Source organism: Saccharopolyspora terrae (genome assembly GCF_004348435.1).
Lineage (GTDB): Bacteria > Actinomycetota > Actinomycetes > Mycobacteriales > Pseudonocardiaceae > Saccharopolyspora > Saccharopolyspora endophytica.
In genome coordinates, this window is record NZ_SMKS01000048.1 from 1 (window position 1) to 24,148 (window position 24,148).

Below are 24,148 nucleotides of genomic sequence, written 5' to 3' on the forward strand. Positions count from 1 at the left end.
GGAGAAGGTGCCCACGACGGGCCCGGTGATCCTGGCGCCGAACCACCTCGCCGTGCTGGACAGCTTCATCGTCCCGCTGGTGCTGCCACGTCCGGTGGCGTTCCTGGCCAAAGCCGAGTAGTTCCGGTCCAGGCCAGGGCGATCGCGGCGTCGAGCAGGGCGCGTTGGGCGGTGCCGCCGACGCAGTGGTCGGCGAACTCCCGCTGGTGGTTGATCGCCGGGAGCGAGCCGATGCCGATGTAGGGGTGGATGGCGGGCACCACCTGCGAGACGTTTCCCATGTCGGTGGAGGCGCGGTTCATGCGGGACGCCGTGCCGTCCGGGGCGAATTCGCGGCCGAGCTCGACGGCGTTGGCGCGGTAGGCCGCCAGCGCCGCGTCGTCCGCGCGGAACTCCGCGTAGGGCTTGCTCTCCGGTTCCACGGTCAGCTCGCTCCCGGTGGCCAGCGCCCCGGCCTCGAAGGCGCGCATCACGCGCGGCTCCAGCTCGGCCAGCTCCGCGAGCGTTTCGGCTCGCACGTACCAGCGGCCGGTGGCGCGCTCCGGGATCGCGTTCGGCGCGTCCCCGGCGTGCGTCACGATGCCGTGCACCTTGGCCGATGCCGGGATCTGCTGGCGGAGCAGCCCGATGGCGACCTGGGCGACGGTGAACGCGTCGGCGGCGTTGATCCCGGACTCGGGGTAGGCGGCGGCGTGGGCCGACTTGCCCGAGTAGGAGATCTTCGAATGGCTCACCGCGAACGGCCGTGCCTCGGCGACGTCGACGGGCGCGGGGTGCACCATCATCGCCAGGTCCACCCCGGCGAAGGCGCCGCGGTCGAGCAGCTCGATCTTGCCGCCGCCGCCTTCCTCGGCCGGAGTCCCGTAGACCTCGACGGTCACGCCCGCGTCGTCGGCCACCGCTGCCAGCCCCAGCGCGGCGCCGATCGAACTGGCCGCGATGAGGTTGTGGCCGCAGGCGTGGCCGAGGCCCGGCAGCGCGTCGTACTCGGCGCAGAGCGCGATCCGCTTGGGGCCGGTGCCGAAGCTCGCGTGGAACGCGGTGTCCAAGCCGAGGTAGGCGGGGGTGACCGTGAACCCGGCCCGGTCGAGCAGCTCGGGCACGGCCGCGGCGGCACGGTGCTCCTCCCACGCCGTCTCCGGGTCGGCGTGCAGCCGTTCCGACAGGCCGATCAGCTCCTCGGCGTGCCGGTCGATGACGTTGCGGGCGGCGGCTTTCATGCTCGTCACGAGTCGTCTCCCGGGACGCCGTAGGACGGTGCGGAGGAGGGGTCGAGCCCGCGGGTCACGTAGTCGTCGCGCTGCGGGAGCCACACGTCGAGCAGCTCGGCGAGCCGGTCGACCGGGTCGTCCGCCCAGTCCACCCGGAGATCTGTGACCGGCCAGTCCACATCGGACATCACGACGAGGCCGGCGGAGTGCACGGGGCCTTCTTCGCCGCCGGCGATGAGCCCGGCCCGCAGGGCGGTGACGAGCCGCTGCTCCAGTTCCCCGGTGGCGGCGGTGAACGCGTCGACGATGGCCTGCGGGACGTGCTCGTCCGCCAGCATGTTGCCCGCGGCGACGACGCCGTCCGCGGTGGCCGATCCGTGCGTGCCCAGGGTCCGCGCACCGCTGTGGGCGAAGCCCGGGCCGGTCGTCCCGAGCGCGGTGAGCTGCCGGTACTCGATGTGGTCGGTGCCGGTGGTCACCTCGCGGATCGCCCGCGCGGCGTCGCCGTGCTCGTCGAGCCGGTCGAGGAGGCGAACCCCGAGCCGCGGGTCGGTGATGTTCTGGGATGCGGCCGCGCCGATGCCCGGGCGCAGGTGCGCGACGCGGGCGACGACGGCGGGGCTGGACGAGCTGGCCGCGATGCCGAACCGGACTCGGTCGCCGGTGCGGTCGCGGGCCACGATCGAGAAGGTCACTTCTCCTCCTTCGGGATCACGGCGATCGCGTCGATCTCGCACAGCCACTCGGGTCGTGCGAGCGCGGAGACCACCACGCCGGTCGAGATCGGGTGCACGCCCTTGGTCCAGCTGCCGACGACGCGGTAGACGTCCTCGCGGTAGCGGGGATCGATGAGGTAGATGGTCAGCTTGACGAGGTGCTCCATCCGGCTGCCCGATTCCTCGAGCAGCATCTTGATGTTGGCCATCGCCTGCTCGGCCTGGGCCGCGGCGTCGCCGATGCCGACGGATTCGCTGGTGTCGAGGTCCTGCCCGATCTGGCCGCGCACGTAGACGGTGTCGTTGGCGACGACGGCCTGGCAGAGGTCGTTGTCGAGGCTCTGCTCGGGATAGGTGTCGCGGGTGTTGAACGGTCGGATGCGACGGTGAACTGTCACTTCATGGCCTTTCCCTGGGGCTTCGTCGCACGCGTCGGCGGCGTCATCGCCTCAGCCTGAACTCGCCACTGAGGTTCTGTCCAGTAGATGTTTCCGGATCAATGAATCGAAACAACAGATGCACGCTGCATCGGGATGCCAGATGCAAGTGACAGAAAACATCTGTTGGACACGGGATGTGTCGGGGGCGAGGATCCGGTGAGAAGCAGCGGTGCGGAGGCGAACCGGGGCGGTTCACCCGCCGGTCCGGAGTGGAGGTCCGTGGATGTCAAGCCGAGAGGTCGAGGCCGTCGTCGTGGGCGGGGGGCAGGCCGGTCTGGCGATGAGCGAGCACCTGAGCGACTGCGGCGTGCCGCACGTGGTCCTGGAGCGCAACCGCATCGCCGAGCGCTGGCGCTCGGAGCGGTGGGACTCGCTGGTCGCGAACGGGCCGGCGTGGCACGACCGGTTCCCGGGGCTGGAGTTCGTCGACCTGTCGCCCGACGCGTTCGCCTCGAAGGACCAGATCGCCGAGTACTTCGAGGCGTACGCCGAGAAGATCGCCGCGCCCATCCGCACCGGCGTCGAAGTCACGTCGGTGCGGAAGAAGGAGGGGCGAGCCGGTTTTCGCGTGGAAACCTCGGAATGCTCCTTCGACGCCCGCTACGTGGTGGCCGCGACCGGACCCTTCCAGCGGCCCGTGATCCCGCCGATCGTGCCGCGCGACTCCGGACCCGTGCAGATCCACTCCAGCGAGTACCGCAACCCCGAGCAGCTGCCCGACGGTGCGGTGCTGGTGGTCGGCGCCGGGTCATCGGGCGTGCAGATCGCCGAAGAGCTCCGCCGGTCGGGCCGAACCACCTACCTCTCGGTCGGCCCGCACGACCGTCCGCCGCGCCACTACCGCGGACGTGACTTCTGCTGGTGGCTCGGCGTTCTCGGCAAGTGGGACGCCGAAACCCCGCCGTCGGGGGCCGAGCACGTCACCATCGCGGTCAGCGGAGCGCGCGGTGGCCGCACGGTCGACTTCCGGGCGCTGGCCGACCTCGGGATCGACCTCGTCGGGATGACCAGCTCGTTCGACGGCGGAGTCCTGCGCTTCGCCCCGGACCTCGGCACCCACATCGCCAACGGCGACGCGAACTACCTGGCGCTGCTCGACGAAGCCGACGCCTACGTGGCGCGCAACGGCCTGGACCTGCCGGAAGAACCCGAGGCACGCGAACTGGGCCCGGACCCCGCCTGCGTCACCGAGCCGACCCTCGAACTCGACCTCACCGCAGCCGGTGTCCACTCGATCGTCTGGGCGACCGGCTTCGCCGTCGACTACGACTGGCTGCAGGTCGACGCGTTCGACGAGGACGGCAGGCCGGAGCACCGCCGCGGCGTGTCCGCCGAGCCGGGCGTGTACTTCCTCGGCCTGCCGTGGCTGGCCCGCCGCGGATCGAGCTTCATCTGGGGCGTGTGGCACGACGCGAAGTTCGTCGCCGATCACATCGCAACCCAACGCAGATACCTGAGCCTCTAGGTCGAGAAGTTCGGTCGGGCGCGGTCTCACGGCCGCGGCCGAACGATCAGCCCGCGTAGAGCTCGCGGCACAGGTCTCGGAACTCCTGCGCCCGGCGGGTGAGGCGGACTCCGCGCATCGACGCGACGACGATCTCCAGCGACGGCACGTCGTCGGTCAGCTCGAGCGCCACCGCCCGGGACCCCGAGTAGGTGGTCTCGTCCGGTGGACGCTGGTTGAGCAGGGCGAATCCGTGCCCGTTGGCGACGAGGGCCCGGACGGTCTCGTAGCCGCTGGCGCGGTGGCGGATGCGCGGCCGCACCCCCGCGTCGCTGAGGATCGATTGCAGGTAGTCGCGGCTGTGCGGCAGGTCGAGCAGCACCATGGGCTCGTCGGCGAGGTCGCGGAGCGAGACCTTGCGGCGCTTCCGCCGCGCGAGCCGGTGGTCCTCGGCGACCAGAACGTAGGGCGAGGCCGTGCCCACGACCTCGCGTTCGATGTCGTCGTCGAGGTCGTAGCCGTAGAGCAGGGCGAGTTCGGTCGCGCCCGAGCGCAGGGCCGCCTTGAGCGCGTGGTGCTCGCCCTCGCGGAACGACAGGTGGACCCGCGGGTGCCGGGCCTCGAACTCGGCCAGCAGACCGGGCAGCCGGAACGGCGCGAGCGTCGCGAAGCAGCCGACCGCCAGCGTGCCGACCAGCTCCGTGCCGGACTGCCGGGCGGTCTCGACGAGTTCCGCACCGTGGGCGAGGAAGTCCAGCACCCGCTTGTAGAACTCCTCACCCGCGGTGGTCAGGCTCAGCCCCCGGGCGTGGTGGCGCAGCAGGAACTGCACCCCCATCTCCTTCTCCAGCTGAGCGATCGCGGTCGACACGGCCGACTGCGAGACCAGCAGTTCGTTCGATGCCGCGGTCATGCTCAGGTGCCGTGCGGCGGCCTCGAAGTAGCGCAGCTGCACGAGGGTGAAGGAGGGCTCGCTCATGGCGACATTCTGCCTCCCGCGCCGGTGCGCACGACGCAGGTCGTGGACCGGCCCCGAACGGTCTTCGGGTTCAGCCTGGTCCCGCAGCGCGGATGCGATCAGTTGGCTGCCGGGCTGCAATGGGACGGATGCACCAGACGAGCGAGCGGTCCGGCCGCGCGGACGAGGGGAGGTGCCGTGCCACGAGCTGAGCTGGACGCCGCGCACATCACCGACCCCGCCCTGCGCCGCTCCTACGAGCTCTGCCGCGGCCTCCACGCCCGCCACGGGAGGACCTACTTCCTGGCCACCCGCCTCCTGACGCCCGCGCAACGACCGTCGGTGCACGCCCTCTACGGGTTCGCCCGCTGGGCGGACGACATCGTCGACGAGCCGAGCGAGCCCGAGGAGCCCGAGCGGTGCGCGGAGCGGCTCAGCGGCCTGGGTGCCGAACTGCTCTCGGGCATCCGGAGCGGGAGCTGCTCCGATCCGCTGCTGGCCGCCGTGGTCGACACCGCCGTGCGGCACGGGCTGCCCAGCGAGCTCTTCGAGGACTTCCTGAGGTCCATGCGCATGGACCTCTCGGTGCGCGACTACCCGAACCGCGACGCGCTGGGCACCTACATGCGCGGTTCCGCCGAGGTGATCGGCTTGCAAGTGCTGCCGGTGCTGGGCGCTGTCGTCCCGCTCGACGAGGCCGCGCCGCACGCGGCAGCGCTCGGCCGGGCGTTCCAGCTGACGAACTTCCTGCGCGACGTCGCCGAAGACCTCGAACGCGGACGCGTCTACCTCCCCGCCGACGAGCTCGCCGCGCACGGCGTGGACCGGGACCTGCTCCTCTGGTGCCACCGCCACCGCCGCACCGACCCCCGGGTGCGCGCGGCACTCGTCGAACAGCACGCGCACACCCGGGAGATCTACCGGTTCGCCGAGGTCGGGATCGGGATGCTGGACCCGGTGTCGCGGCCCTGCGTGCAGACCGCGCACGCGCTGTACTCGCGCATCCTCGACCGCATCGAAGCCGACGACTTCGCGGTGTTCACGCGCCGCGCGGTGGTGGGCAAGGCCTACCGCGCGCGCATCGCCGGCGCCGCGTGGTTCCGGGCCGTCCGGGCGCGCGAGCGCGGTGCGCACCGGCCCGCACCCACGAGAGGTGCGCGGCCGTGAACGCGGACCAGTGGCAGTACCTGCTCGTGATGGCGGGATGCCTCCTCGTCGTGCTCCCGCTGGAGTGCCTCGGCGCACGCGTGCTGCGCGAACCGGGGAGGATCGCCGCCGCCGTGCTGCCGGTGGCGTTGATCTTCCTGGTGTGGGACGCGGTGGCCGTCTGGGCCGAGGTGTGGAGCTTCAACCCGCGCTACACGCTCGGGGTCTCGCTGGCCGGGATCGTGCTGGAGGAGTTCCTCTTCTTCCTGGTCGTCCCGCTGTGCGCGTTGTTGACCTACCAGTCCGTCGAGGCGCTGACGCGGCGCGGTCGACGCGCCCGCAGCGACGTGGAGGTGCACCGGTGACCGGGCTCGGGTACACGCTCCCGGCGCTGCTGTCGGTGGGCGTCGTGGTCCTCCTGGAGTGCGCCGTCCTGCGCACCGGGCTGTTCGCCAAACCGGCCTACTGGATCTCCGTGGCCATCGTCCTGGCGTTCCAGGTCCCCGTCGACGGGTGGCTGACCAAGCTCGACGCACCGATCGTCATCTACGATCCCGCGCACATCAGCGGCATCAGGTTCCCGTGGGACATCCCGGTCGAGGACTTCCTCTTCGGCTTCTCCCTGGTCACCGCGGTGCTCCTGGCGTGGGAGCGGCAGCGCCACCGACGTGGCCGAACGGGGGCCGCGCGATGAGGCGCAGGCAGACCGCGCTGCGCGCCCGCGCCGTCCCGGCGGCCTTCGACGGCGCAGCAGCGTCCTACGACGCCCTCGTGGCGGCCGATCCCGGGTACCACCGCCACCTCCGCGCCTCCGCACGCCGCATGGGACTGCCCGGCAGCGGTGCTGGGCTGCGGATCCTCGACGCCGGTTGCGGCACAGGGGCCTCCACGGCAGCGGTGCTGGACGCGGCACCGCTCGCGCAGGTCGTCGCGGTCGACGCGTCCGAGCAGATGCTGCGCTGCGCTCAGCGGAAGACGTGGCCCGCGTCGGTGCGCTTCGCGCACTGCCGGGTCGAAGACCTGCCTGAGGACGGCCCCTTCGACGCCGTCTTCGCCGCCTACCTGGTCCGCAACCTGGATGACCCCGACGGGCAGCTGCGCGCGTTCCGGAGGCTGCTGCGCCCCGGCGGCAGGCTCGTCGTGCACGAGTTCTCGGTGCGCGATTCGATGCGGGCGCGCGCGGTCTGGAACCTCGTGTGCTGGACGATCATCATCCCCGCCGGAACCGCGGCGAGCGGGAGTTCCGCGCTGTACCGGTACCTGTGGCGCAGCGTCCGGTCGTTCGACGGGGTGGAGCGCTTCCAGCGGCGACTGCGGGACTGCGGTTTCACCGACGTCGAGACCCGGACGGTGTCGGGGTGGCAGCGGCGCGTGGTGCACACCTTCCTCGCCAGGGCACCTTCCGGGAACACCCCCGATGCGTGACCAGGGCTGCGCGGACCCGCGGGCGGTGCGGCACCGGGCACCGCCTGGAGTCGCCGACGCGGGTGCGCTCGGGCGCAGGCCCCGAGTCGTGGTCGTCGGAGGTGGCGTCGCCGGGCTGTGCGCGGCGACCGGCCTGGCCGAGCGGGGCGTGGAGGTCGAGCTCGTCGAGCGCAACACCCACCTCGGCGGTCGCGTCGGCGGCTGGACCGAGCAGTTGCCCGACGGCGACGAGGTCGCGATGAGCCGCGGTTTCCACGCCTTCTTCCGCCAGTACTACAACCTGCGGAAGTTGTTGCGCAGGACCGACCCGGGCCTGGAGCGCCTCGTCGCGCTGCCCGACTACCCGCTGATCGACGCCGAAGGCCGGATCGACACGTTCCAGGGCCTGCCCCGCACGCCGCCGTGGAACGCGCTGCTGTTCGCCTTGCGCAGCCCCACGTTCCGCCTCTCCGACCTGGCGAGGCTGGACCCCCGCGCGGCGGCGCCGCTGGCGACCGTGTCGGTCCCGGAGATCTACGAGCGTCTCGACCACGTCGACGCCGCGACGTTCCTCGACCGCATCCGCTTCCCCGGAGCGGCCCGGCACCTGGCGCTGGAGGTGTTCTCCCGCAGCTTCTTCGCGACCCCGGAGCAGATGTCGGCGGCGGAGCTGGCCACGATGTTCCACATCTTCTTCCTCGGCTCCAGCGAAGGCCTGCTGTTCGACGTTCCGGAGGCGGGTTTCGAGCGGAGCCTGTGGGATCCGCTCCGCACGTACCTGACCGCGCTCGGCGTCGGGTTCGACCTGGGCACCGCGGTGTCGGGGATCGAACGCGGCTCCGACGGCACCTACCGGGTGCACCGCGACCGAGGTGCACCTCTCGACGCCGACGGCGTGGTCATCGCCGCTGACGTGCGGGCGCTGCGGCAGCTCCTGGACGACTCGCCGGACCTGGAGGCGCCCGGTTGGTCGGAATCGGTGCGCGGGCTGCGCAACGCCCCGTCGTTCTTCGTCCAGCGGCTCTGGCTGGACCGGCCGGTCCAGCCGCGCCGGGCGGCGTTCCTGGCCACCAGCGGCCACGGCCCGCTCGACAACATCAGCGTCCTGGACCGCTACGACGGTGAAGCGCGCGGCTGGGTGGCCCGGCGCGGTGGCTCCGTGGTCGAGCTGCACGCCTACGCCGTGGCGGAGCACCCGGGGGACTGCGCCCGAACCCGCCGCCTGGGAAACGACCTGGTGGGTCGGCTCCACGAGCTCTACCCCGAGACCGCGCGAGCGGGTGTCGTCGCGGAATCGGTGCTGTGGCGCGAGGACTGCCCGCTGTTCGGTGTCGGCGACTTCCTCCGGCGGCCGGGCGTGACGACTCCGCACGCAGGCCTCGTGCTCGCCGGCGACGGTGTCCGGATCGACCTGCCCGTGGCGCTGATGGAACGGGCCGCGACCACCGGTTGGCACGCCGCCAACCGGCTGCTCGGTCACTGGGGACTTCGGGGGCACGAGCTGCGCTCGGTTCCCACCTGCGGTCGCAACGGCGTGCTGCGGCGGCTCGCCCAGCGAGAAGGGAGGACTCGGTGGTGAACATCCTCGACCAGTGGCCCGAGAGGTGGCCGCTGCAACCCGTTCCCAGGGGCGCGTGGGCCGAGCAGTACCCGACCTACCCCGAGGCCGAGCCGCGCATCATCCGTGCCGCGCTCGCGCGGGCCGAGCGCCGCTCCGGCGGCAACTGGTACGTCTTCGCGGGCAGCCGCCAGGTTCGCGCCGACCGGCCGCTGGGTTTCCACGTCGCGGGGACCGAGCTCGTGGCCTGGCGCGATCGGTCGGGAGTGCTGCAGGTCGGGCCCGGTGCGTGCCCGCACCTCGGGGCTCCGCTGAGCGAGGCCGCCGTGCACTGCGGAGCTCTGGTGTGCCGGTGGCACGGGATGCGCCTGGGAGGCCGCGGACGGCCCGGCTGGAAACCCTTGCCCAGCCACGACGACGGCGTTCTCGCCTGGGTCCGGCTGGACAGCGCGGGGGAGGAGGAGCCGCTCGACGAGCCGGTGATCGCCGCCCGCCCGGTGGCGCGCCGCAGCATCGACGCGGTCATGGCGGTGACCGGTGTCTGCGAACCGTCCGATGTGGTCGCCAACCGCCTCGATCCCTGGCACGGCGCGTGGTTCCACCCGCACTCGTTCACCCGGCTCCGCGTCCTGAAGACTCCGCCGGTCGACGGCGCGGTACCTGTCGAGGACCGCTTCCTCGTCGAGGTCACCTTCCGCGTGGCGGGACGCCTCGGCGTTCCCGTCCTCGCCGAGTTCACCTGCCCCGAGGCGAGAACCGTGCTGATGCGCATCATCTCCGGGGAAGGCGCGGGCAGCGTGGTCGAAACGCACGCCACGCCGGTGGGGAGCACGGCCGACGGGCGTCCGCTGACGCAGGTCGTCGAAGCCGTCGTCGCGACCTCGCCCAGGACCGGCTTCCTGCTCGCCAGGAACGCGGCGACGCTGCTGCGACCGGCCATGGCGCGGGCGGCGCGCAGGCTCTGGCGGGACGACCTCGCCTACGCCGAACGCCGCTACGCCGTCCGCACCGGGCGGCACGATCGCGCTGGGCGGAAGCCCTGAGGGGTGCTTCAGCCCGGCATCTCGCCGGTCGTGGCGAACTCGAGTCGGCGGGCCACGGACACGGCCTGGTCCGCGAAGCGCTCGTAGAACCGGGCGAGCAGCGCGAGGTGCATCGCGGAGGCCACGCCGTGCGGCCAGCTGTCGGTGCGCACCGCGGCGTCCAACCGGCTGCTCAGAGCGTCGACCTCGTCGTCGGTGCTGTTCAGCCAGGCGGAGTCCGCGGGACCCGAACCTCGGATCAGCTCTTGCAGGGAACCGGCCATGGTCACGGTCACCTCGCCCAGGGCGGCCACGATGTCGGCGACCTCGTCGTGCACGACCGGGTCCGGATGGCTGTAGCGGACCAGGCCCGCGACGTGGGCGGCCAGATCACCCATCCGCTCGACCTTCACCCCGCAGTACAGGACGGCCAGGACGGTGCGCAGATCACCGGCCACGGGTGATTGCAGCGCGAGCAGCCGCTGGGCGTGGTCCTCGCAGGTGTTGCGAGCGTCGTCGAGCTCGGCATCGGCGGTGAGGACCCGCTCGGCCAACGACACGTCACCGGTGGTCACGGCTTGTGTGGCGAGCCGCATGGCCTCGGCCGCCTGGCCGGCCATCGCGGCCAGCTGCTCGCCGAGCTCCTCGAGTTCGCCGTGGAACGCTTCTCGCATCTGATCTACCCTAACCGGACATATCTGCTCGTGCGTGATCGGGAACGGCCCCGTTCCGCGCCGGCGGTTCGCGGCCCAGGTCAGCGGCGATCCTGGAACCTCAGCCGGAGGTGCGGGCGTCCAGGAAGCGGCGGCGACCGAAGTCCAGGTCGACGATCGGCTCCGGGTACGACAGCGCGCGGCGCTGGTCGTCTGGGAGCTTCCACGGGGTGTGCACCGCCGGGCCGTCGATGTCGCGCAGTTCCGGCACGTACCGCCGCACGTAGTCCCCGCGCGGGTCGTAGCGCTCGGTCTGGCGCAGCGGGTTGAGCACCCGGTTGGGTCGGGTGTCCGTGCCGGTTCCGGCCACCCACTGCCAGTTCATCTGGTTGTTCGCCACGTCCCCGTCCACCAGGTGCCACAGGAAGTGCCGGGCGCCGGCCCGCCAGTCGTGGTGCAGCGTCTTGGTCAGGAAGCTCGCGGTGATCATCCGAGCGCGGTTGTGCATCCAGCCCTCCCGCAGCAGCTGGCGCATGCCCGCGTCCACGATCGGATATCCGGTGCGCCCCTCCGCCCAGGCGCGCAGCTCCTCCGGCGCGTCGCGCCAGTCGTCGCCGCGAGGGCGGTAGTCCTCGGTCGAGGTGCGCGGGTTCGCGGCCAGCACCTGGTGGTGGAAGTCCCGCCACGCCACCTGCCGGACGAACTCCTGCGCGCCCTGGGTGCGGGTGCCGACCCGGTGCACCACCTCGGTCGGCGAGAGCGTGCCGAAGTGCAAGTGGGGCGACAGCCGCGAGGTGCGATCCCCGGCGAGGTCGTCGTGCCCGGACGAGTAGTCGTCGACCAGACCGTCAGCCCATTCGGACAGCAGGCTCCGGCCGCTGCGCTCGCCACCTCCGACTAGGTCCTCGGCCGGGACGCCGGAGCTGATCTCGGCGGCCTGCGGAACCTTCCCCGGGTCGAGGTCGGGGAGGCGCAGCCGGTCCGGTGGGGGCAGCGGTGACCGCTGACCGGTCTCCTGCCAGCGCCGGAGGTACGGGCTGAACACCGCGAAGTGCGCGCCGCCGCCGGTCGGGGTGATCGCGCCGGGCGCCACGGCGGTGATGGACGCGTCGTGCAGGTGCACCCTCGCGTCGAGCCCGTCGACCAGCGCGTCCTGCCTGCGCTGCGCGTGACCGCTGACGTCGGCGGCCAGGTGGACGTCGGTGACGTCGTGGTCGGCGACCAGTTCCGCCAGCTCCTGCAGCGGATCACCGCGCCGGACGACCAGGGCTGCACCCCGTTCGCGCAGGGCGTCGTCCAGGTCGGCCAGGCTGCGGGCCAGGAAATCGGCGCGGTTGGACCCGGCGAACCCCGTTCCGGTGATCGCGGGGTCGAGGACGAACAGCGGGATCACCCGGTCCGCGCCGGTCGCCGCGGCGTGCAGCACCGGGTTGTCGTGCACCCGCAGGTCACGGGTGAACAGGGCGACGGCGACGGTCATCGGAAGGCACCTCGCGGATCTCGTTCGTGCGGGTCAACAGCATGCCCGAATCGTTCGGGCAAGACCGTGCCCGCACGCCGCGGCGAGTCGGGGATGGCTCTGCGGAGCGCCTCGGTGCGGGGAACCATCCCGGTACGCGGTGCACCGGCTGGTCGGTGGCGTGGCGTTGCGGCGAGGACGTCGGGACCCGCTTCGGCTGCACGCCGGGGGAGCGCCGGACTGGTGGCGGGTCGAACACGTCGACCGCCCCAGGCCGCTGCGGTTGCGGGCGGAGATCGAGGTGCCTGGCTGGAGCTCGGCGTGGAGGCCGACGATGGCGGCGCGCTCTACCGGCAGTGCGCGGTGTGCGAACCGCACGGGTTGACCGGACAGCTGTACTGGGCGGCGGGGATCTACCCGTACCACGGCCTCGTGTTCGGCGGGATGGTCAGCAACATCGCGAACGCCGCGGATCTCCGGCGCGCACCTCGAATCCCGCGCTGAGCACGCCCGGTTGGTGCGGTCATTCGGTTCGGACGGACCAGTGGCTGAGCAGGATCAGCGCCACGGCCAGGGCTGCGGTGGTGAAGAAGGCCGCGCCTTCGCCGAGCGCGAGGCACAGCAGGGCCAGAGCCGCCGTCGTGAACCCCAGCGCTCTGCGCGTGGTCCCCCAGTCGCGGAACCGGGTCCGGGGGTGGGTCAGCTCGCCGGCCAGCGCCGGGTCGTCGGTGCGCAGCTGTCGTTCCATCTCTCCGAGGATGCGGATCTCATGGCGTCGAAGCATGGCGTCCTCCGGCGGTCGGCGGGCCTGTTGAGGCAACCATGCAGACACGCCACCGGCACGGGTAGGGCCGATAGACCCTCCCTCCACCGCGCGGGACGGGAACAGGTGAGCGGACTGGCCGAACCGGAGTGCGGTCGTGAAGAATCTCCGGTGCCGGCTCGGCACGTCCGGGCTCATGCTGACGCCTACTGATGGGGAAACGACCTATGCGGACCGTTCCGCTCGGAACGACCGGTGCTCTTGCTCCCAACGTCACCTCCGGGATGATGCGGATCGCGGACAAGACCGATGAGCAGATCCGCGAGCTCTACACCACGGCCCGCGAGGCCGGGATCGACTTCTTCGACCACGCGGATCTCTACGGCTTCCGGCACCCGGGAGGCGGCACGCACCACTGCGAGCGCAGGTTCAACGAGGCGTTGGGGCTCTCCGCCGCGGAGCGAGAGCAGATCACGTTGCAGACGAAGACGAGCATCGTCGACGAGGAGTGGCACTACGACTCGTCCTACGAGCACATCGTGTCCTCCGTGGAGGATTCGCTGCGGGCGCTGGGCACGGAGTACGTCGACGTGCTGCTGCTGCACCGCCCGGACGCGCTGGTCGAGCCGGATGAGGTGGCGCGCGCCTTCGACGAGCTCGAATCCGCCGGGAAGGTGCGCAGCTTCGGCGTCTCGAACTACACGCCGCGGCAGATCGACCTGCTGAAGACCGCTGTGCGGCAGCCGATCGTGGCCAATCAGGTGCAGTTGTCGGTGACGCACGCGACGATCGTCGCGCAGGGCCTGGCCGCCAACACGGCCGTCGACGACGCGCTCACCCGCGACGGCGGTGGCCTGGTCGAGCACTGCCGCATCAACGGGATCACCGTCCAGGCGTGGTCGCCGTTCCAGAAGGGCGCCCAGGGCGGAGTCTTCCTGGGAGACGCGGAGTTCCCGCGGCTCAACGCGATGCTCGACGAGCTCGCGGCCAAGTACGGCGTCACGCCCATCGCGATCGCCACGGCGTGGATCACCCGCCACCCGGCCGGGATGCAGGTGGTCCTCGGCACCACCACCCCGCAGCGCATCACCGACGCCGCTGCGGGCTCGGACATCCGGCTCACCCGAGGCGAGTGGTACGGCCTCCTCCAAGCAGCAGGCAACCACGTGCCGTGACGCGGGCAGCCGTGGGAATGAACGACACGATGCAGGACCCTGCGCTCAGCCGGGCAAGATCTGGCCTGGGTGCCGTCTCGAAGAACCGGGCGGAGATGCGAACCGAGTTGCAAGCAGTGGGTGAACTCGCGCGCTGGACGTGGGTTGATCGGATCGCGCGTGTGGTCACCGAGGTGCTGGCGCCCTCTGTGGTCGTGACGGTGTTGCCGTTGATCGTGGCGTGGCAGGCGACCCGTGCCGCGGGCCCGACGCTGGGATGGGGGCTCCTGGTGGCTTTGACCAGCAGCGTGCTGCCGATGGTGGTGATCGTGTGGGGTGCGCGTTCGGGGCGGTGGGACGGGCACCATGTCCGCGACCGGAAGGGCAGGCTCGTGCCCTTCCTGGCCCTGATCGTGCTGAGCAGCATCGGTTTGGCGCTGCTCATCGTTCTGGGTGCGCCGTGGATGCTGGTGGCGCTGGACGTCACGATGGTCTCCGCCTTGCTCGTCACCGGGGCGATCACGATCTGGTGGAAGGTGTCTTTGCACGCTGCCGTGGCCGCTGGTGCGGCCGTGGTGCTGGTGGTTCTGCACGGGCCGGCGTGGTTGCTGTCATCGCTGGTCGTCGCGGCGATCTCGTGGTCGCGGGTACGGCTTGGTGACCACACGACGGCACAGGTCGTGGGTGGTTCGGTGGTCGGTGCGGCCGTTGTCGGGGGACTGTTCGCTGTCCTGGTCTGACGGGGTCAGGGGTTGCGTGGGTTGAAGTGCTGTCGTTCGAGGGCCAGGGAGACGAGGACTCCTGCGAGCAGGCCCCAGAACGCGGAGTTGATGTTCAGGGGGTTCACGCCTGAGACCGTGACGAGGAAGGCCAGCAGGGCGCCGAGGGTGAAGTTCGTGCTGAACGCCGTGACGAAGGCGCCCTGCAACGCCCGGAGCATGGCCAGGCCTCCCAGCACGGCGATGAACGCCGGGGGCGTGGCCAGCATGAAGCTGACGAACGCCGGGGCGAACAGGCCGACGACGATCGCGCCGAGCCCGCACACGATGCCCGCCGTGTACTGGCGGGAGCGTTCGGTGGAGGCGACCAGGAGCGCGTTGGTCGGGCCGGTCAGGCAGGTCGAGACCGCGCCGACCGCGGCGGCCGGCAACGACCAGAGCCCGCACAGGACGGCGGCCACGTTCGTCGGCGGGTTGTGGCCTGCCTGCTTGAGAACCGCTGTGCCCTGGCCGTTCTGGACCACCAGGACCGTGATCGCCAGCGGTACGACGAGCTCGGTGATCGCCCGCCAGGAGAACTCCGGGGTCTGCAGCATCGGCTGGGCGAGCCATCCCGCGCTGTCGAGGGCGAACCTGCCCGAGGCGGCGACGGCGAGCGCACCGGCGGCCAGCGCGCCGAGGATCGGCGGGACCAGGCGTCCCGCGCGGGGAAACGCGCTCAGCACCGCGAAGACCGCGATCATCGGCACGGCGACGCTCATGTCCGATCCGGTCGCGGTGACGAGGTCGAGCCCGAACCGCAGGAACACCCCGGCGACCATGGCCATCACGATCGGCATCGGCAAGGCGGCCATGATCGTGCGCACCCAGCCCGTGAGGCCGATCGCGAGGATCAGCAGCGCGGTCACGACGAACGCGCCCAGGATCTCCGGCCAGCTCAGGTGGTTCAGCGATGCGCCGACCACCACGGTGCCCGGGATCGTCCAGAAGAACGCCAGCGGCTGCCGGTAGACCCAGGACGCGATGGCGGTGAGGATGCCGTTGAGGAAGAACACCCCGAACACCCACGACGCCAGCTGCGCCGAGCTGAGGCCGCCGTGGGTGCCCGCCGAGAGGATCACGGCGATCGGGCCGCTGGCCGAGAAGACGAGACCGACGATCCCGCCCGCGACCGACGCCCCGCTCAGGTCCCGCAGCACCCGGCGGGGCCCGGTGGCGGGGGAGGCCGGACGTTCGAACCGTTCCCGGTGGACCGGCTTCTCGATGTCGACGTCGTCGAGCGTGCTGGTCACGAATCCCCCTCGGGCGGAGAAGGTGCCGGGTGTCCACAACGGACACCCGGCATCGGTGGAGTCCTGCTGAGAGCTGTTGAGGGATGCGCTACCCGCGCCGCCCTCAACGGCCGTACTCAGCCGTTGATCTTGTTGGGGTGCACCGCCAAGGGTGTGACCTCGATGTTCATGTACGGGAACAGCGGAAGCCCGGACAGCACGGAGTGCAGCTCGTCGTGGTCGGCGAGGTCGACGACCGAGACGTTCGCGTACTCGCCCGCGATCCGCCACAGGTGCGGCCACTTGCCTTCGCGCTGGAGCTTCTGGCTGTACTCCTTCTCGCGCGCGAGGAGGTCGGCGCGTTCCTCCGGATCGAGGTCCGGCGGGAGGTTCACGTCCATGCGGATGTGGTAAAGCACGAGTGTGTCTCCTGTGGACTGATCGGTCAGGCGGGGTCGAGGACGAAGCCGTACTCGATGGCCTCGCCACCGGCGGCCGGCTTCGGGGCGAGCATCAGCTCGGGCTTGACGGCCGAGGCGATGTCGTCGTCGTTGTGCTCGTCGCCGGGGAAGTACAGCTGCGCCGTCAGCAGCTCGTGACCCGGTGCCGACACCTTGACGTGCAGGTGCGCCGGGCGCCACGCGTGCCAGCCGGCCGCGGAGATGAGCTTGCCGCAGGCCCCGTCGGTGGGGATCTGGTACGGAGCAGGGCGCACCGTGCGGATCTCGAAGTTGCCGTCGGCGTCGGTGGTGAACGACGCGCGCAGGTTCCACTCCGGGATGTTCGGCGCGAACTGCGAGTAGAAGCCGTCGGCGTCGGCGTGCCACAGCTCCACCTTCGCCCCCGCCAGCGCGGAGCCGTTGGTGGAGGTGACCTTCCCGGTCCAGGTCAGCGGCGTGCCCGATTCGTTCTCCCGCATCGGGACCGACCCGCTGGAGCCCTGCTCGGGGGCGTCCGGGACGTAGTACGGGCCCTCGATGGTGCCCTTGTTGCCCTCGCGGTGTTCGGTCGCGACCTCCTCGACGACGTGCTCGACCCAGACGTCGAGGAACAGCGGCCACTCGCCGTCCTCGCCGACGCTGATCAGCCACGCCTTGAGGGCGTTGTACTCGTCGTAGGTCACCTTGTGCTTGCGGATCGTCTCGTGGACGGCCTCCAGCACCTCGCGGGCGAGGGTGCTGACGCGCTCGGGCGGCGTGTTCTCCACGCCGACCAGCTTGTCGCTCTTGAACCGCTCGGTCGCGTTGGCGCCGGAAGCGGCGGCGGTGGCCGAATCAGAAGCGGTGGTCATGGGATCCTCCTTGGTTCGTGGTGGGTCAGGAGTCCTGGCGGTAGTGCCGGAGCTTGTCGGGATCGAGTTCGGCGCCGAGACCGGCGCCGGGTCGGACGGTGAGCTCACCGTCGCTGATGCGCAGCGGCTCGGCCAGCAGGTCGTCGCTCATGTCCAGGAAGTTGGACAGCTCGCCGGCCCGGCGGGAGGTCAGCGAGTAGGCGGCGCCGAAAGCGACGCTGCACAGGGAACCGAGCTGGCCGTCGATCTGGTTGCCCATCACGACCTCCAGCCCGAGCCCTTCGGCGAGGTGGTGGGTCCGCTGCGAGCGGGTGAACCCGGACCGCGCGGTCTTGATGCTCACCGCCGTGGCCGAACCGCCGAGGATCTCCCGGGTGACGTCGGCGGGGGAGACGGCGGATTCGTCGGCGATGAACGGCACGTCGAGCTGCTGCACCAGCCAGCGCCGCCCGAGCACGTCGTCGGCCGGGCACAGCTCCTCGGCGAAGAGCAGGTCGAGGTCGGCCATCTCCTTCATGGCGCGCGCGGACTCGGCGGCCGTCCAGCCCCGGTTGCCGTCGACGTAGAGCTCGACGGAGTCGCCGAGCCCTTCGCGCAGCGCGCGCACCACGGCGGTGTCCAGGAACACCGGGCGGCGACCGACCTTGACCTTGAACGTGGTGATTCCGTAGTTGTCGCGCATCTTCTCGGCCTCGGCCAGCATCGCGGCCGGCTCGTCGAAGCCGAGCATGTGCGACACCCGCATCCGGTCGGTGAAGCCGCCGAGCAGCTCGGTCACCGACACGTCGAGGGTGCGGCCGAGCGCGTCCCACATCGCCATGTCGATGGCCGACTTCGCGGTCGGGTTCCCCACGGTGCGCCCGAGCCGGGCGTGCGCGATCTCGCGGTCCAGCAAGCTCAGGCCCGCCAGCTGCGGAGCGAAGATCGAGTCGATGACGGCGACGATCCCGGCCTGGGTCTCGCCGTAGGTGAACGGCCGGGGCGGAGCCTCGGCCACGCCGACGATCCCGTCGTCGGTGTGCACCCGAACCAGCACGTGCTCGGCGGCGTGCACCTCGCCGGAGGCGAAGCGCAGCGGCTTGCGGTACGGGATGGCGAACGGGATCGCTTCCACCTGGGTGATCTTCATGAACCGGCCTCTGCTGGTGGTCGTGCGGACGGGAAGACGTCCTCCAATTCGGCGAGGACGGTGTTGACCAGGGGCGAACTGGTCTCGCGGTGCCAGGCCAGCGCCAGCTCGACGGTCGCCGCACCGGCGAGGTCCCGGAACACCACCCCGGCCAGCGGCAGCGAGCGCGCCGAAGCCGGAACGACCCCGACGCCCAAGCCGCCCGCGACGAGCGCGAGCAGTGCCGCGGTGCCCGGGGCCTGGTGCTGCTGGTGCGGGGTGAACCCGGCGTCCCGGCAGCTGCGCAGCACCGCCGCGTGCACGACGGAGTTGCGCCCGTCGTAGGTCACCAGCGGTTCGGCCCGCAGATCGGTCGTGGCCACCACGGGCTCGACGGCCAGCCGGTGGTCGGCGGGCACCGCCAGCACCAGCGGCTCGACCTCGATCACGCGGTAGTCGATGTCGTCACCGGTCACCGGCGGCCGGAGCACGCCGAGGCCCAGAGAACCGTCGCGCAGCTGATCGCACTGCTCGGCGGTGAGGAGTTCGGCGTGCACCTCCAGCTCGACCTGCGGAACCCGCTGGGCCAGCGCCCGGGCGAGGTGCGGCAGGTGGGAGAACGCGGCCGTGCCGGTGAACCCGACCCGGACGAGCCCCAGCTGCCCCTCTCCGATGCGCTGCACGCCGCGCACCCCGGCCTCCACGGCGGAGAGCACCCGCTGGGCCTCGCCCAGGAAGAACTCGCCCGCCGGTGTCACCCGGACCTGCCTGGTCGTGCGGGCCAGCAGCGCGACGCCCAGTTCGTCCTCCAGCTGGCGGACGGTGTGCGAGAGCGCGGGCTGGGCGATGTGCAGCTGCTCGGCGGCGCGGCCGAAGTGGCACGTCTCGGCGACGGTGACGAAGTAGCGCAGGTGGCGAAGCTCCACGGCGGGCCTCCTCCCTCGTCCTCGTCGCCGATTTTTCTCACGGTAAGGAACCCGCTCATCGAAGACAAAGACTTGGTTTCGCTCGATTGATAAACGGCGTGGATGAATAACACCCTAAGCCAGGTCTGGGTATTTGCCTGGTGTGACCGGTGCCACGAGGTGTCATGGTTCCCAGTCATGCCACGGCGGCCAGGTGTCGCCGCAGGGCCGATCAGAGTCGATCTGGGCCGGGAGGATCCATGACCGAGATGCTGAACCACGTGTCCGCCGTCGTCGCAGACGCTGTCGTAGAGGACCGCGAGGCCGGGGTGTACCGGGCCAACCGCCGCATCTTCACCGACGAGGAGATCTTCGAACTCGAGATGAAGCACATCTTCGAGGGGAACTGGATCTACCTCGCCCACGAGAGCCAGCTGCCGAACCCGGGTGACTACTTCACGACCTACATCGGCCGCCAGCCGGTGGTCATCACCCGCGACAAGGACGGCGAACTGCACTGCCTGATCAACGCCTGCGCTCACCGCGGTGCGATGATCTGCCGACGCAAGGCCGACAACCGGAGCACGCTGACGTGCCCGTTCCACGGCTGGACGTTCCGCAACGACGGCAAGCTGCTCAAGGTCAAGGACCCCGACGGCGCCGGCTACCCGGACTCGTTCGACACCGACGGCTCGCACGACATGACCAAGGTCGCCCGCTTCGACTCCTACCGCGGCTTCCTGTTCGGCAGCCTCAACCCGGACGTGGCGCCGCTGAGCGAGCACCTGGGCGACACCACCAAGGTCATCGACATGCTCGTCGACCAGTCGCCGGACGGGCTGGAGGTGCTGCGCGGCGCGTCCACCTACACCTTCGACGGCAACTGGAAGGTGCAGGCCGAGAACGGCGCCGACGGCTACCACGTCACCGCCACGCACTGGAACTACGCGGCGACCACCGCCCGGCGCGGCACCGGCGAGTCCAAGAACAGCACCAAGACCCTCGACGCGGGCAGCTGGGGCAAGTCCGGTGGCGGCTACTGGTCCTACCCGAACGGCCACCTGTGCCTGTGGACGTGGGCCGGCAACCCGCAGGACCGTCCGCTGTGGGACCGCATCGACGAGCTCAAGGAGGAGTTCGGCGAGGCCAAGGGCGAGTTCATGGTTCGCGGCTCCCGCAACCTGTGCCTGTACCCCAACGTGTACCTGATGGACCAGTTCTCCACGCAGATCAGGCACTTCCGGCCGATCGCGCCGGACAAGACCGAGGTCACCATCTACTGCATCGCCCCCAAGGGCGAGAGCGCCGAGGCGCGGGCGTGGCGGATCCGCCAGTACGAGGACTTCTTCAACGCCTCCGGCATGGCCACTCCCGACGACCTGGAGGAGTTCCGCTCCTGCCAGCTCACCTTCCGCGCCACCGCCGCGCCGTGGAACGACATGAGCCGCGGTGCCGAGCACTGGCTCACCGGTCCTGACGAGGTCGCCGAAGCCCTCGACATGAAGGGCGTGATCTCGGCGGGTCAGAAGAACGAGGACGAGGGCCTCTACCCGGTGCAGCACGGCTACTGGCAGCAGACCATGCAGGCCGCCATCGCCGCCGAACGCGCCGCCGAATCCCAGTGACCCCCTCTGCGCCAGGAGAGTTCCCGATGACCGTCCACGCTGACGCCACCGCCATCACCACCGGAAAGCCGATCACCCAGCAGGACATCGAGCAGTTCCTCTACCGCGAAGCCCGCTACCTCGACGACCGCGAGTTCGAGAAGTGGCTGGAGTGCTACGCCGACGACGTCGTCTACTGGATGCCCTCGTGGGGCGACGACGACCTGCTCACCGAGGATCCGCAGACCGACATCTCGCTGATCTACTACCCGAACAAGGGCGGCCTGGAGGACCGGGTCTTCCGCATCCGCACCGAGCGCTCCAGCGCCACCTCGATCCCGGAACCGCGCACCAGCCACAACATCAGCAACGTCGAGCTGATCGAGCGCCGCGGCGACATCGTGGACGTGCGCTTCAACTGGCACACCATGTACTTCCGGTACAAGACCGTGGACCCCTACTACGGGACGTCGTTCTACACCATCGACTTCTCCGGCCCGGCGCCGCTGATCCGCCGGAAGACCGTGGTGCTCAAGAACGACTACATCCACCACGTCGTCGACGTGTACCACATCTGAGCGAGGCGGCCATGACTCACCAAGTCGCGCTGTCCTTCGAGGACGGTGTCACCCGGTTCATCACGTGCGCTCCCGACCAGACCGTGGCCGACGCGTCCTACCGGCAGCGCATCAACATCCCGCTGGACTGCCGGGACGGCGCCTGCGGCACGTGCAAGGCGTTCTGCGAGTCCGGTGAGTACGACGGCGGGACCTACATCGACGACGCGCTGACCGCCGACGAGGCCGAGCGCGGCTACGTGCTGCCGTGCAGCATGTCCCCGAAGTCGGACCTGGTGCTGCGCATCGCCAGCACCTCGGCCGTGGCCAAGACGCAGGCGGCGACCTACCCCGCGACGCTCACCGCGCTCGAACGGCTCTCGCCGACCACGGTGTCGGTCACGCTGAAGACGCCGGACCGCGACAAGCTGGCGTTCCTGCCCGGCCAGTACGTCAACATCGCGGTGCCCGGCACCGACCAGACGCGGTCGTACTCCTTCAGCAGCGCGCCCGACGAGGAGCACCTGAGCTTCCTGGTCAAGATCACCCCGGGCGGGGTGATGTCGGAGTACCTCACCGAGCGCGCGAAGGTCGGCGACGAGCTGTCGTTCACCGGCCCGCACGGCAGCTTCTTCCTGCGCGAGACCGACCGCCCGGTGCTGCTGCTGGCCGGGGGGACCGGGCTCGCGCCGATCCTGTCGATCCTGCGCAAGATGCGGGCGTGCGGTTCGAAGCGCCCCGCGCACCTGATCTACGGCGTGACGACCGACGACGACCTCGTCGAGACCGACGCGGTGAACGAGCTCGCGGCCGACATCGAGAACCTCACCTGGGACTACTGCGTCGCCGACCCCGACAGCGCAGCGCCCAACAAGGGCTACGTCACCAAGCTGATCCGGGACGAGCACCTGCACGGCGGCGACGTCGCGGTGTACCTGTGCGGACCGCCGCCGATGGTGGAGGCGGTGCGCAAGCACTTCGCAGACGACGGGTTCGAGCCGACCGGCTTCTACTACGAGAAGTTCGCCCTCGCCGCCACCGCGGCTCAGGAACCGGCGCCCGAGCCCGCTCCGGAACCCGAACCCGAACCGGAGCCGTCCGCCGAGGCCGAGCCCGAGCCTGAGCTCGTGCCGGAGGCGAACCCCGGCGGGAGCCGGAAGGTCGCCGGGCAGAACCTCTTCCCGGACGTCTCGATCCCGGCCCTGCACGCCGGGTTCGAGCGGTCGGCGGGTGAGGAGACGGTCACCGCGAGCCTGATCGCCGGACAGCGGATCTGGCAGGACACCGGCAGCGGTAGCCGCGCCCTCGATCCCGGTGCGGCGCTGATCGAGAACGCCGAGGCCCGATCCATCGCCGGGCAGGAGGTCCTGTCCCCGCCGTCCGACCTCGAACCGCTGACCGCACCCGCGTCCAGCGGGTACGAGATCGGCGAGGAGCACCCGTCGGTGCACGAGTCGGACGCGGTGTTCGAAGCGCGCCAGGCGCTGGAACTGGGCGCGCTCGAACTCACCATCGGCAGGCTCACCTCGCAGCAGCTGGCCGGGTACCGGCTGCTCGCCGAGTCCGCCGTGCCCTACGTCGAGGGCGATCGGTTCGTCGACGCCGCCCAGTACACCGAGACCAACGCGGCCTTCCACGACTACCTGTTCACCCTCACCGGCAACGAGCACCTCCTGCAGGCCTACCGCGCGCTCGGCGTGAAGGGTCACATGGAGACGACGCTGCGCAACGCCACCTGGTGCCACCCGCGGTGCACGCAGGACCACCTCGACATCGTCAGCGCCTTCGAGGCGGGCGACCGCACGACCGCCCGACGGCTGATCGCCGAGCACGCGGACCGTTCCAAGGTCACCACCCGGCGCGCGATGGCCGACGCCGAATCGGCGAAGCGGCCGCGGTTCATCACCCCGGGACGCTTCGACGGCAAGGTCGTCGTCGTGACCGGCTCGGCCCAGGGCATCGGGGAGTGGACCGCACGTCGCGTCGCGGCCGAGGGCGGCGATCTCGTGCTCGCCGACCGGTCGGAGCTGGTCGAGGACCTGGCGGAGGAGCTGTCGGGCGTGCCCGTGGTGGCCGACCTGGAGACCTGGGAGGGCGCGCAGGCGGTGGTGGACGAGGCGATCGCTCGCCACGGCCGCATCGACGTGCTGATCAACAACGTCGGCGGTGCGATCTGGTTCAAGCCGTTCACCGAGTTCACCCCGGAGCAGATCGAGGCCGAGCTGCGCCGGTCGCTGCTGACGACGCTGTTTACCTGCCGGGCGGTGCTGCCGTCGATGAGCGAGCGCGGCACCGGTGTGATCGTCAACGTCTCGTCCGCCGCCACGCGCGGCGTCCACCGCATCCCCTACTCGGCGGCCAAGGGCGGCATCAACGCGGTCACCGCGTCGCTGGCGCTGGAGTGCGCTGACTCGGGAATCCGCGTGGTCGCCACGGCTCCCGGCGGGACGGAGGCACCACCTCGGCGGATCTCGCGCGGCGGGTCCGCGCTGGAGACGGACGAGGAACGCGCCTGGTTCCAGGCACACATCGATCAGACCGTGAGCACCTCGCTGATGAAGCGCTACGGAACGCTGGACGAGCAGGCCGCGGCGATCACCTTCCTCGCCTCCGACGAGGCGTCCTACATCACCGGCAGCGTCCTGCCGGTCGCGGGCGGCGACCTCGGTTGACGCCGGTCGGGCGGGGGCGAGACGCGCCCCCGCCCCACCTATCGCACGTGCGGCCGCGCGCCGCCGGTTCGGCCTGATCAGGCCGCTTCTCCT

General features: G+C 70.9%; 24 protein-coding genes and 2 pseudogenes. 14 read left to right on the forward strand and 12 right to left on the reverse strand.

Annotated elements, in window-relative coordinates; genetic code table 11:
- Window positions 1–118, forward strand: a pseudogene (locus E1181_RS22555) (1-acyl-sn-glycerol-3-phosphate acyltransferase); the annotation flags it as partial.
- Here the strand turns inward: E1181_RS22555 and E1181_RS22560 are convergent.
- Genes E1181_RS22560 through E1181_RS22570 form a run of 3 tightly spaced genes read right to left on the reverse strand, consistent with a single transcriptional unit; the run spans window position 66 to window position 2,325 of the window.
- Window positions 66–1,229 carry a M20 family metallopeptidase gene (locus E1181_RS22560; protein WP_207922259.1) on the reverse strand — a complete coding sequence of 388 codons (1,164 nt, stop codon included), beginning with the start codon at window positions 1,227–1,229 and terminating at the stop codon, window positions 66–68. The pseudogene E1181_RS22555 and the gene E1181_RS22560 sit on opposite strands and share 53 nt — an antisense overlap.
- Window positions 1,226–1,906: a DUF1028 domain-containing protein gene (locus E1181_RS22565; protein WP_132677653.1), complete on the reverse strand. Its 681-nt coding sequence runs from the start codon at window positions 1,904–1,906 to the stop codon at window positions 1,226–1,228. Before E1181_RS22565 ends, E1181_RS22560 begins: the two co-directional genes overlap by 4 nt.
- Window positions 1,903–2,325, reverse strand: coding sequence for a RidA family protein (locus tag E1181_RS22570; RefSeq protein ID WP_132677654.1), 423 nt, complete (start codon window positions 2,323–2,325; stop codon window positions 1,903–1,905). The genes E1181_RS22565 and E1181_RS22570 overlap by 4 nt, the downstream gene beginning before the upstream one ends.
- A 265-nt stretch (window positions 2,326–2,590) precedes the next feature.
- Here E1181_RS22570 and E1181_RS22575 point away from each other — a divergent pair, with 265 nt between their 5' ends.
- A complete protein-coding gene (locus E1181_RS22575) occupies window positions 2,591–3,832 on the forward strand; it encodes a flavin-containing monooxygenase (protein ID WP_132677655.1) in 1,242 nt (413 codons plus the stop codon).
- A gap of 46 nt (window positions 3,833–3,878) precedes the next feature.
- Here E1181_RS22575 and E1181_RS22580 read toward each other — a convergent pair whose 3' ends face one another.
- Window positions 3,879–4,790 (reverse strand): LysR substrate-binding domain-containing protein, encoded by a 912-nt coding sequence (locus E1181_RS22580; RefSeq protein ID WP_132677656.1) that lies wholly within the window; start codon window positions 4,788–4,790, stop codon window positions 3,879–3,881.
- A gap of 177 nt (window positions 4,791–4,967) precedes the next feature.
- Between E1181_RS22580 and E1181_RS22585 the strand changes: the two genes are divergently transcribed.
- Genes E1181_RS22585 through E1181_RS22610 form a run of 6 tightly spaced genes read left to right on the forward strand, consistent with a single transcriptional unit; the run spans window position 4,968 to window position 9,920 of the window.
- Complete coding sequence (locus E1181_RS22585) at window positions 4,968–5,936, forward strand: phytoene/squalene synthase family protein (protein ID WP_132677657.1); 969 nt, start codon at window positions 4,968–4,970, stop codon at window positions 5,934–5,936.
- Window positions 5,933–6,280, forward strand: coding sequence for a lycopene cyclase domain-containing protein (locus E1181_RS22590; RefSeq protein ID WP_268952493.1), 348 nt, complete (start codon window positions 5,933–5,935; stop codon window positions 6,278–6,280). Before E1181_RS22585 ends, E1181_RS22590 begins: the two co-directional genes overlap by 4 nt.
- Window positions 6,277–6,609, forward strand: a complete 333-nt coding sequence (locus tag E1181_RS22595) for a lycopene cyclase domain-containing protein (protein ID WP_132677658.1) — start codon at window positions 6,277–6,279, stop codon at window positions 6,607–6,609. The genes E1181_RS22590 and E1181_RS22595 overlap by 4 nt, the downstream gene beginning before the upstream one ends.
- A complete protein-coding gene (locus E1181_RS22600) occupies window positions 6,606–7,340 on the forward strand; it encodes a class I SAM-dependent methyltransferase (protein ID WP_132677659.1) in 735 nt (244 codons plus the stop codon). The genes E1181_RS22595 and E1181_RS22600 overlap by 4 nt, the downstream gene beginning before the upstream one ends.
- Window positions 7,333–8,898 carry an FAD-dependent oxidoreductase gene (locus tag E1181_RS22605; protein WP_132677660.1) on the forward strand — a complete coding sequence of 522 codons (1,566 nt, stop codon included), beginning with the start codon at window positions 7,333–7,335 and terminating at the stop codon, window positions 8,896–8,898. Before E1181_RS22600 ends, E1181_RS22605 begins: the two co-directional genes overlap by 8 nt.
- Entirely contained in the window at window positions 8,892–9,920 is a 1,029-nt protein-coding gene (locus E1181_RS22610) for a DUF5914 domain-containing protein (RefSeq protein ID WP_207922260.1), read from the forward strand. Before E1181_RS22605 ends, E1181_RS22610 begins: the two co-directional genes overlap by 7 nt.
- Window positions 9,921–9,928: 8 nt before the next feature.
- Here the strand turns inward: E1181_RS22610 and E1181_RS22615 are convergent, their stop codons facing one another.
- Together E1181_RS22615 and E1181_RS22620 are read right to left on the reverse strand one after the other, a co-directional pair.
- A complete protein-coding gene (locus E1181_RS22615; RefSeq protein WP_132677661.1) occupies window positions 9,929–10,573 on the reverse strand; it encodes a phosphate signaling complex PhoU family protein in 645 nt (214 codons plus the stop codon).
- Between the two features lie 100 nt (window positions 10,574–10,673).
- A complete protein-coding gene (locus tag E1181_RS22620; protein WP_132677662.1) occupies window positions 10,674–12,032 on the reverse strand; it encodes a cryptochrome/photolyase family protein in 1,359 nt (452 codons plus the stop codon).
- 145 nt (window positions 12,033–12,177) lie between these two features.
- Here E1181_RS22620 and E1181_RS32255 point away from each other — a divergent pair.
- Window positions 12,178–12,515 (forward strand): annotated as a pseudogene (locus E1181_RS32255) (DUF2867 domain-containing protein); the annotation flags it as partial.
- Between the two features lie 19 nt (window positions 12,516–12,534).
- Here the strand turns inward: E1181_RS32255 and E1181_RS32965 are convergent.
- Window positions 12,535–12,972: a DUF3040 domain-containing protein gene (locus E1181_RS32965; protein ID WP_408010436.1), complete on the reverse strand. Its 438-nt coding sequence runs from the start codon at window positions 12,970–12,972 to the stop codon at window positions 12,535–12,537.
- Between the two features lie 29 nt (window positions 12,973–13,001).
- Between E1181_RS32965 and E1181_RS22635 the strand changes: the two genes are divergently transcribed.
- Together E1181_RS22635 and E1181_RS22640 are read left to right on the forward strand one after the other, a co-directional pair.
- Window positions 13,002–13,949: an aldo/keto reductase gene (locus E1181_RS22635; protein WP_132677664.1), complete on the forward strand. Its 948-nt coding sequence runs from the start codon at window positions 13,002–13,004 to the stop codon at window positions 13,947–13,949.
- 95 nt (window positions 13,950–14,044) lie between these two features.
- Window positions 14,045–14,668, forward strand: coding sequence for a phosphatase PAP2 family protein (locus E1181_RS22640; protein WP_132677691.1), 624 nt, complete (start codon window positions 14,045–14,047; stop codon window positions 14,666–14,668).
- 5 nt (window positions 14,669–14,673) lie between these two features.
- On the opposite strand, the gene E1181_RS22645 is transcribed toward E1181_RS22640, so the two are convergent.
- From E1181_RS22645 to E1181_RS22665, 5 genes are all read right to left on the reverse strand, one after another.
- Window positions 14,674–15,939, reverse strand: a complete 1,266-nt coding sequence (locus tag E1181_RS22645) for a benzoate/H(+) symporter BenE family transporter (RefSeq protein WP_207922261.1) — start codon at window positions 15,937–15,939, stop codon at window positions 14,674–14,676.
- A gap of 116 nt (window positions 15,940–16,055) precedes the next feature.
- Entirely contained in the window at window positions 16,056–16,337 is a 282-nt protein-coding gene (gene catC / locus E1181_RS22650) for a muconolactone Delta-isomerase (RefSeq protein ID WP_132677665.1), read from the reverse strand.
- A 26-nt stretch (window positions 16,338–16,363) separates the two neighbouring features.
- On the reverse strand, window positions 16,364–17,209 hold the full coding sequence (gene catA / locus E1181_RS22655) for a catechol 1,2-dioxygenase (protein ID WP_132677666.1): 846 nt from the start codon (window positions 17,207–17,209) through the stop codon (window positions 16,364–16,366).
- 25 nt (window positions 17,210–17,234) lie between these two features.
- Window positions 17,235–18,338, reverse strand: a complete 1,104-nt coding sequence (locus E1181_RS22660) for a mandelate racemase/muconate lactonizing enzyme family protein (protein ID WP_132677667.1) — start codon at window positions 18,336–18,338, stop codon at window positions 17,235–17,237.
- The gene (locus E1181_RS22665; RefSeq protein WP_132677668.1) at window positions 18,335–19,243 is read right to left on the reverse strand and encodes a LysR substrate-binding domain-containing protein; all 909 of its coding nucleotides are present in this window, start codon (window positions 19,241–19,243) and stop codon (window positions 18,335–18,337) included. The genes E1181_RS22660 and E1181_RS22665 overlap by 4 nt, the downstream gene beginning before the upstream one ends.
- A 239-nt stretch (window positions 19,244–19,482) precedes the next feature.
- Between E1181_RS22665 and benA the strand changes: the two genes are divergently transcribed.
- The 3 genes from benA to benC are packed head-to-tail and all read left to right on the forward strand — an operon-like array spanning window position 19,483 to window position 24,055.
- On the forward strand, window positions 19,483–20,847 hold the full coding sequence (gene benA / locus E1181_RS22670; RefSeq protein ID WP_132677669.1) for a benzoate 1,2-dioxygenase large subunit: 1,365 nt from the start codon (window positions 19,483–19,485) through the stop codon (window positions 20,845–20,847).
- A 26-nt stretch (window positions 20,848–20,873) separates the two neighbouring features.
- Window positions 20,874–21,404: a benzoate 1,2-dioxygenase small subunit gene (gene benB / locus E1181_RS22675; RefSeq protein ID WP_132677670.1), complete on the forward strand. Its 531-nt coding sequence runs from the start codon at window positions 20,874–20,876 to the stop codon at window positions 21,402–21,404.
- Window positions 21,405–21,415: 11 nt separating this feature from the next.
- Complete coding sequence (benC, locus tag E1181_RS22680) at window positions 21,416–24,055, forward strand: benzoate 1,2-dioxygenase electron transfer component BenC (protein WP_132677671.1); 2,640 nt, start codon at window positions 21,416–21,418, stop codon at window positions 24,053–24,055.
- The last annotated feature ends 93 nt before the right edge of the window (window positions 24,056–24,148 follow it).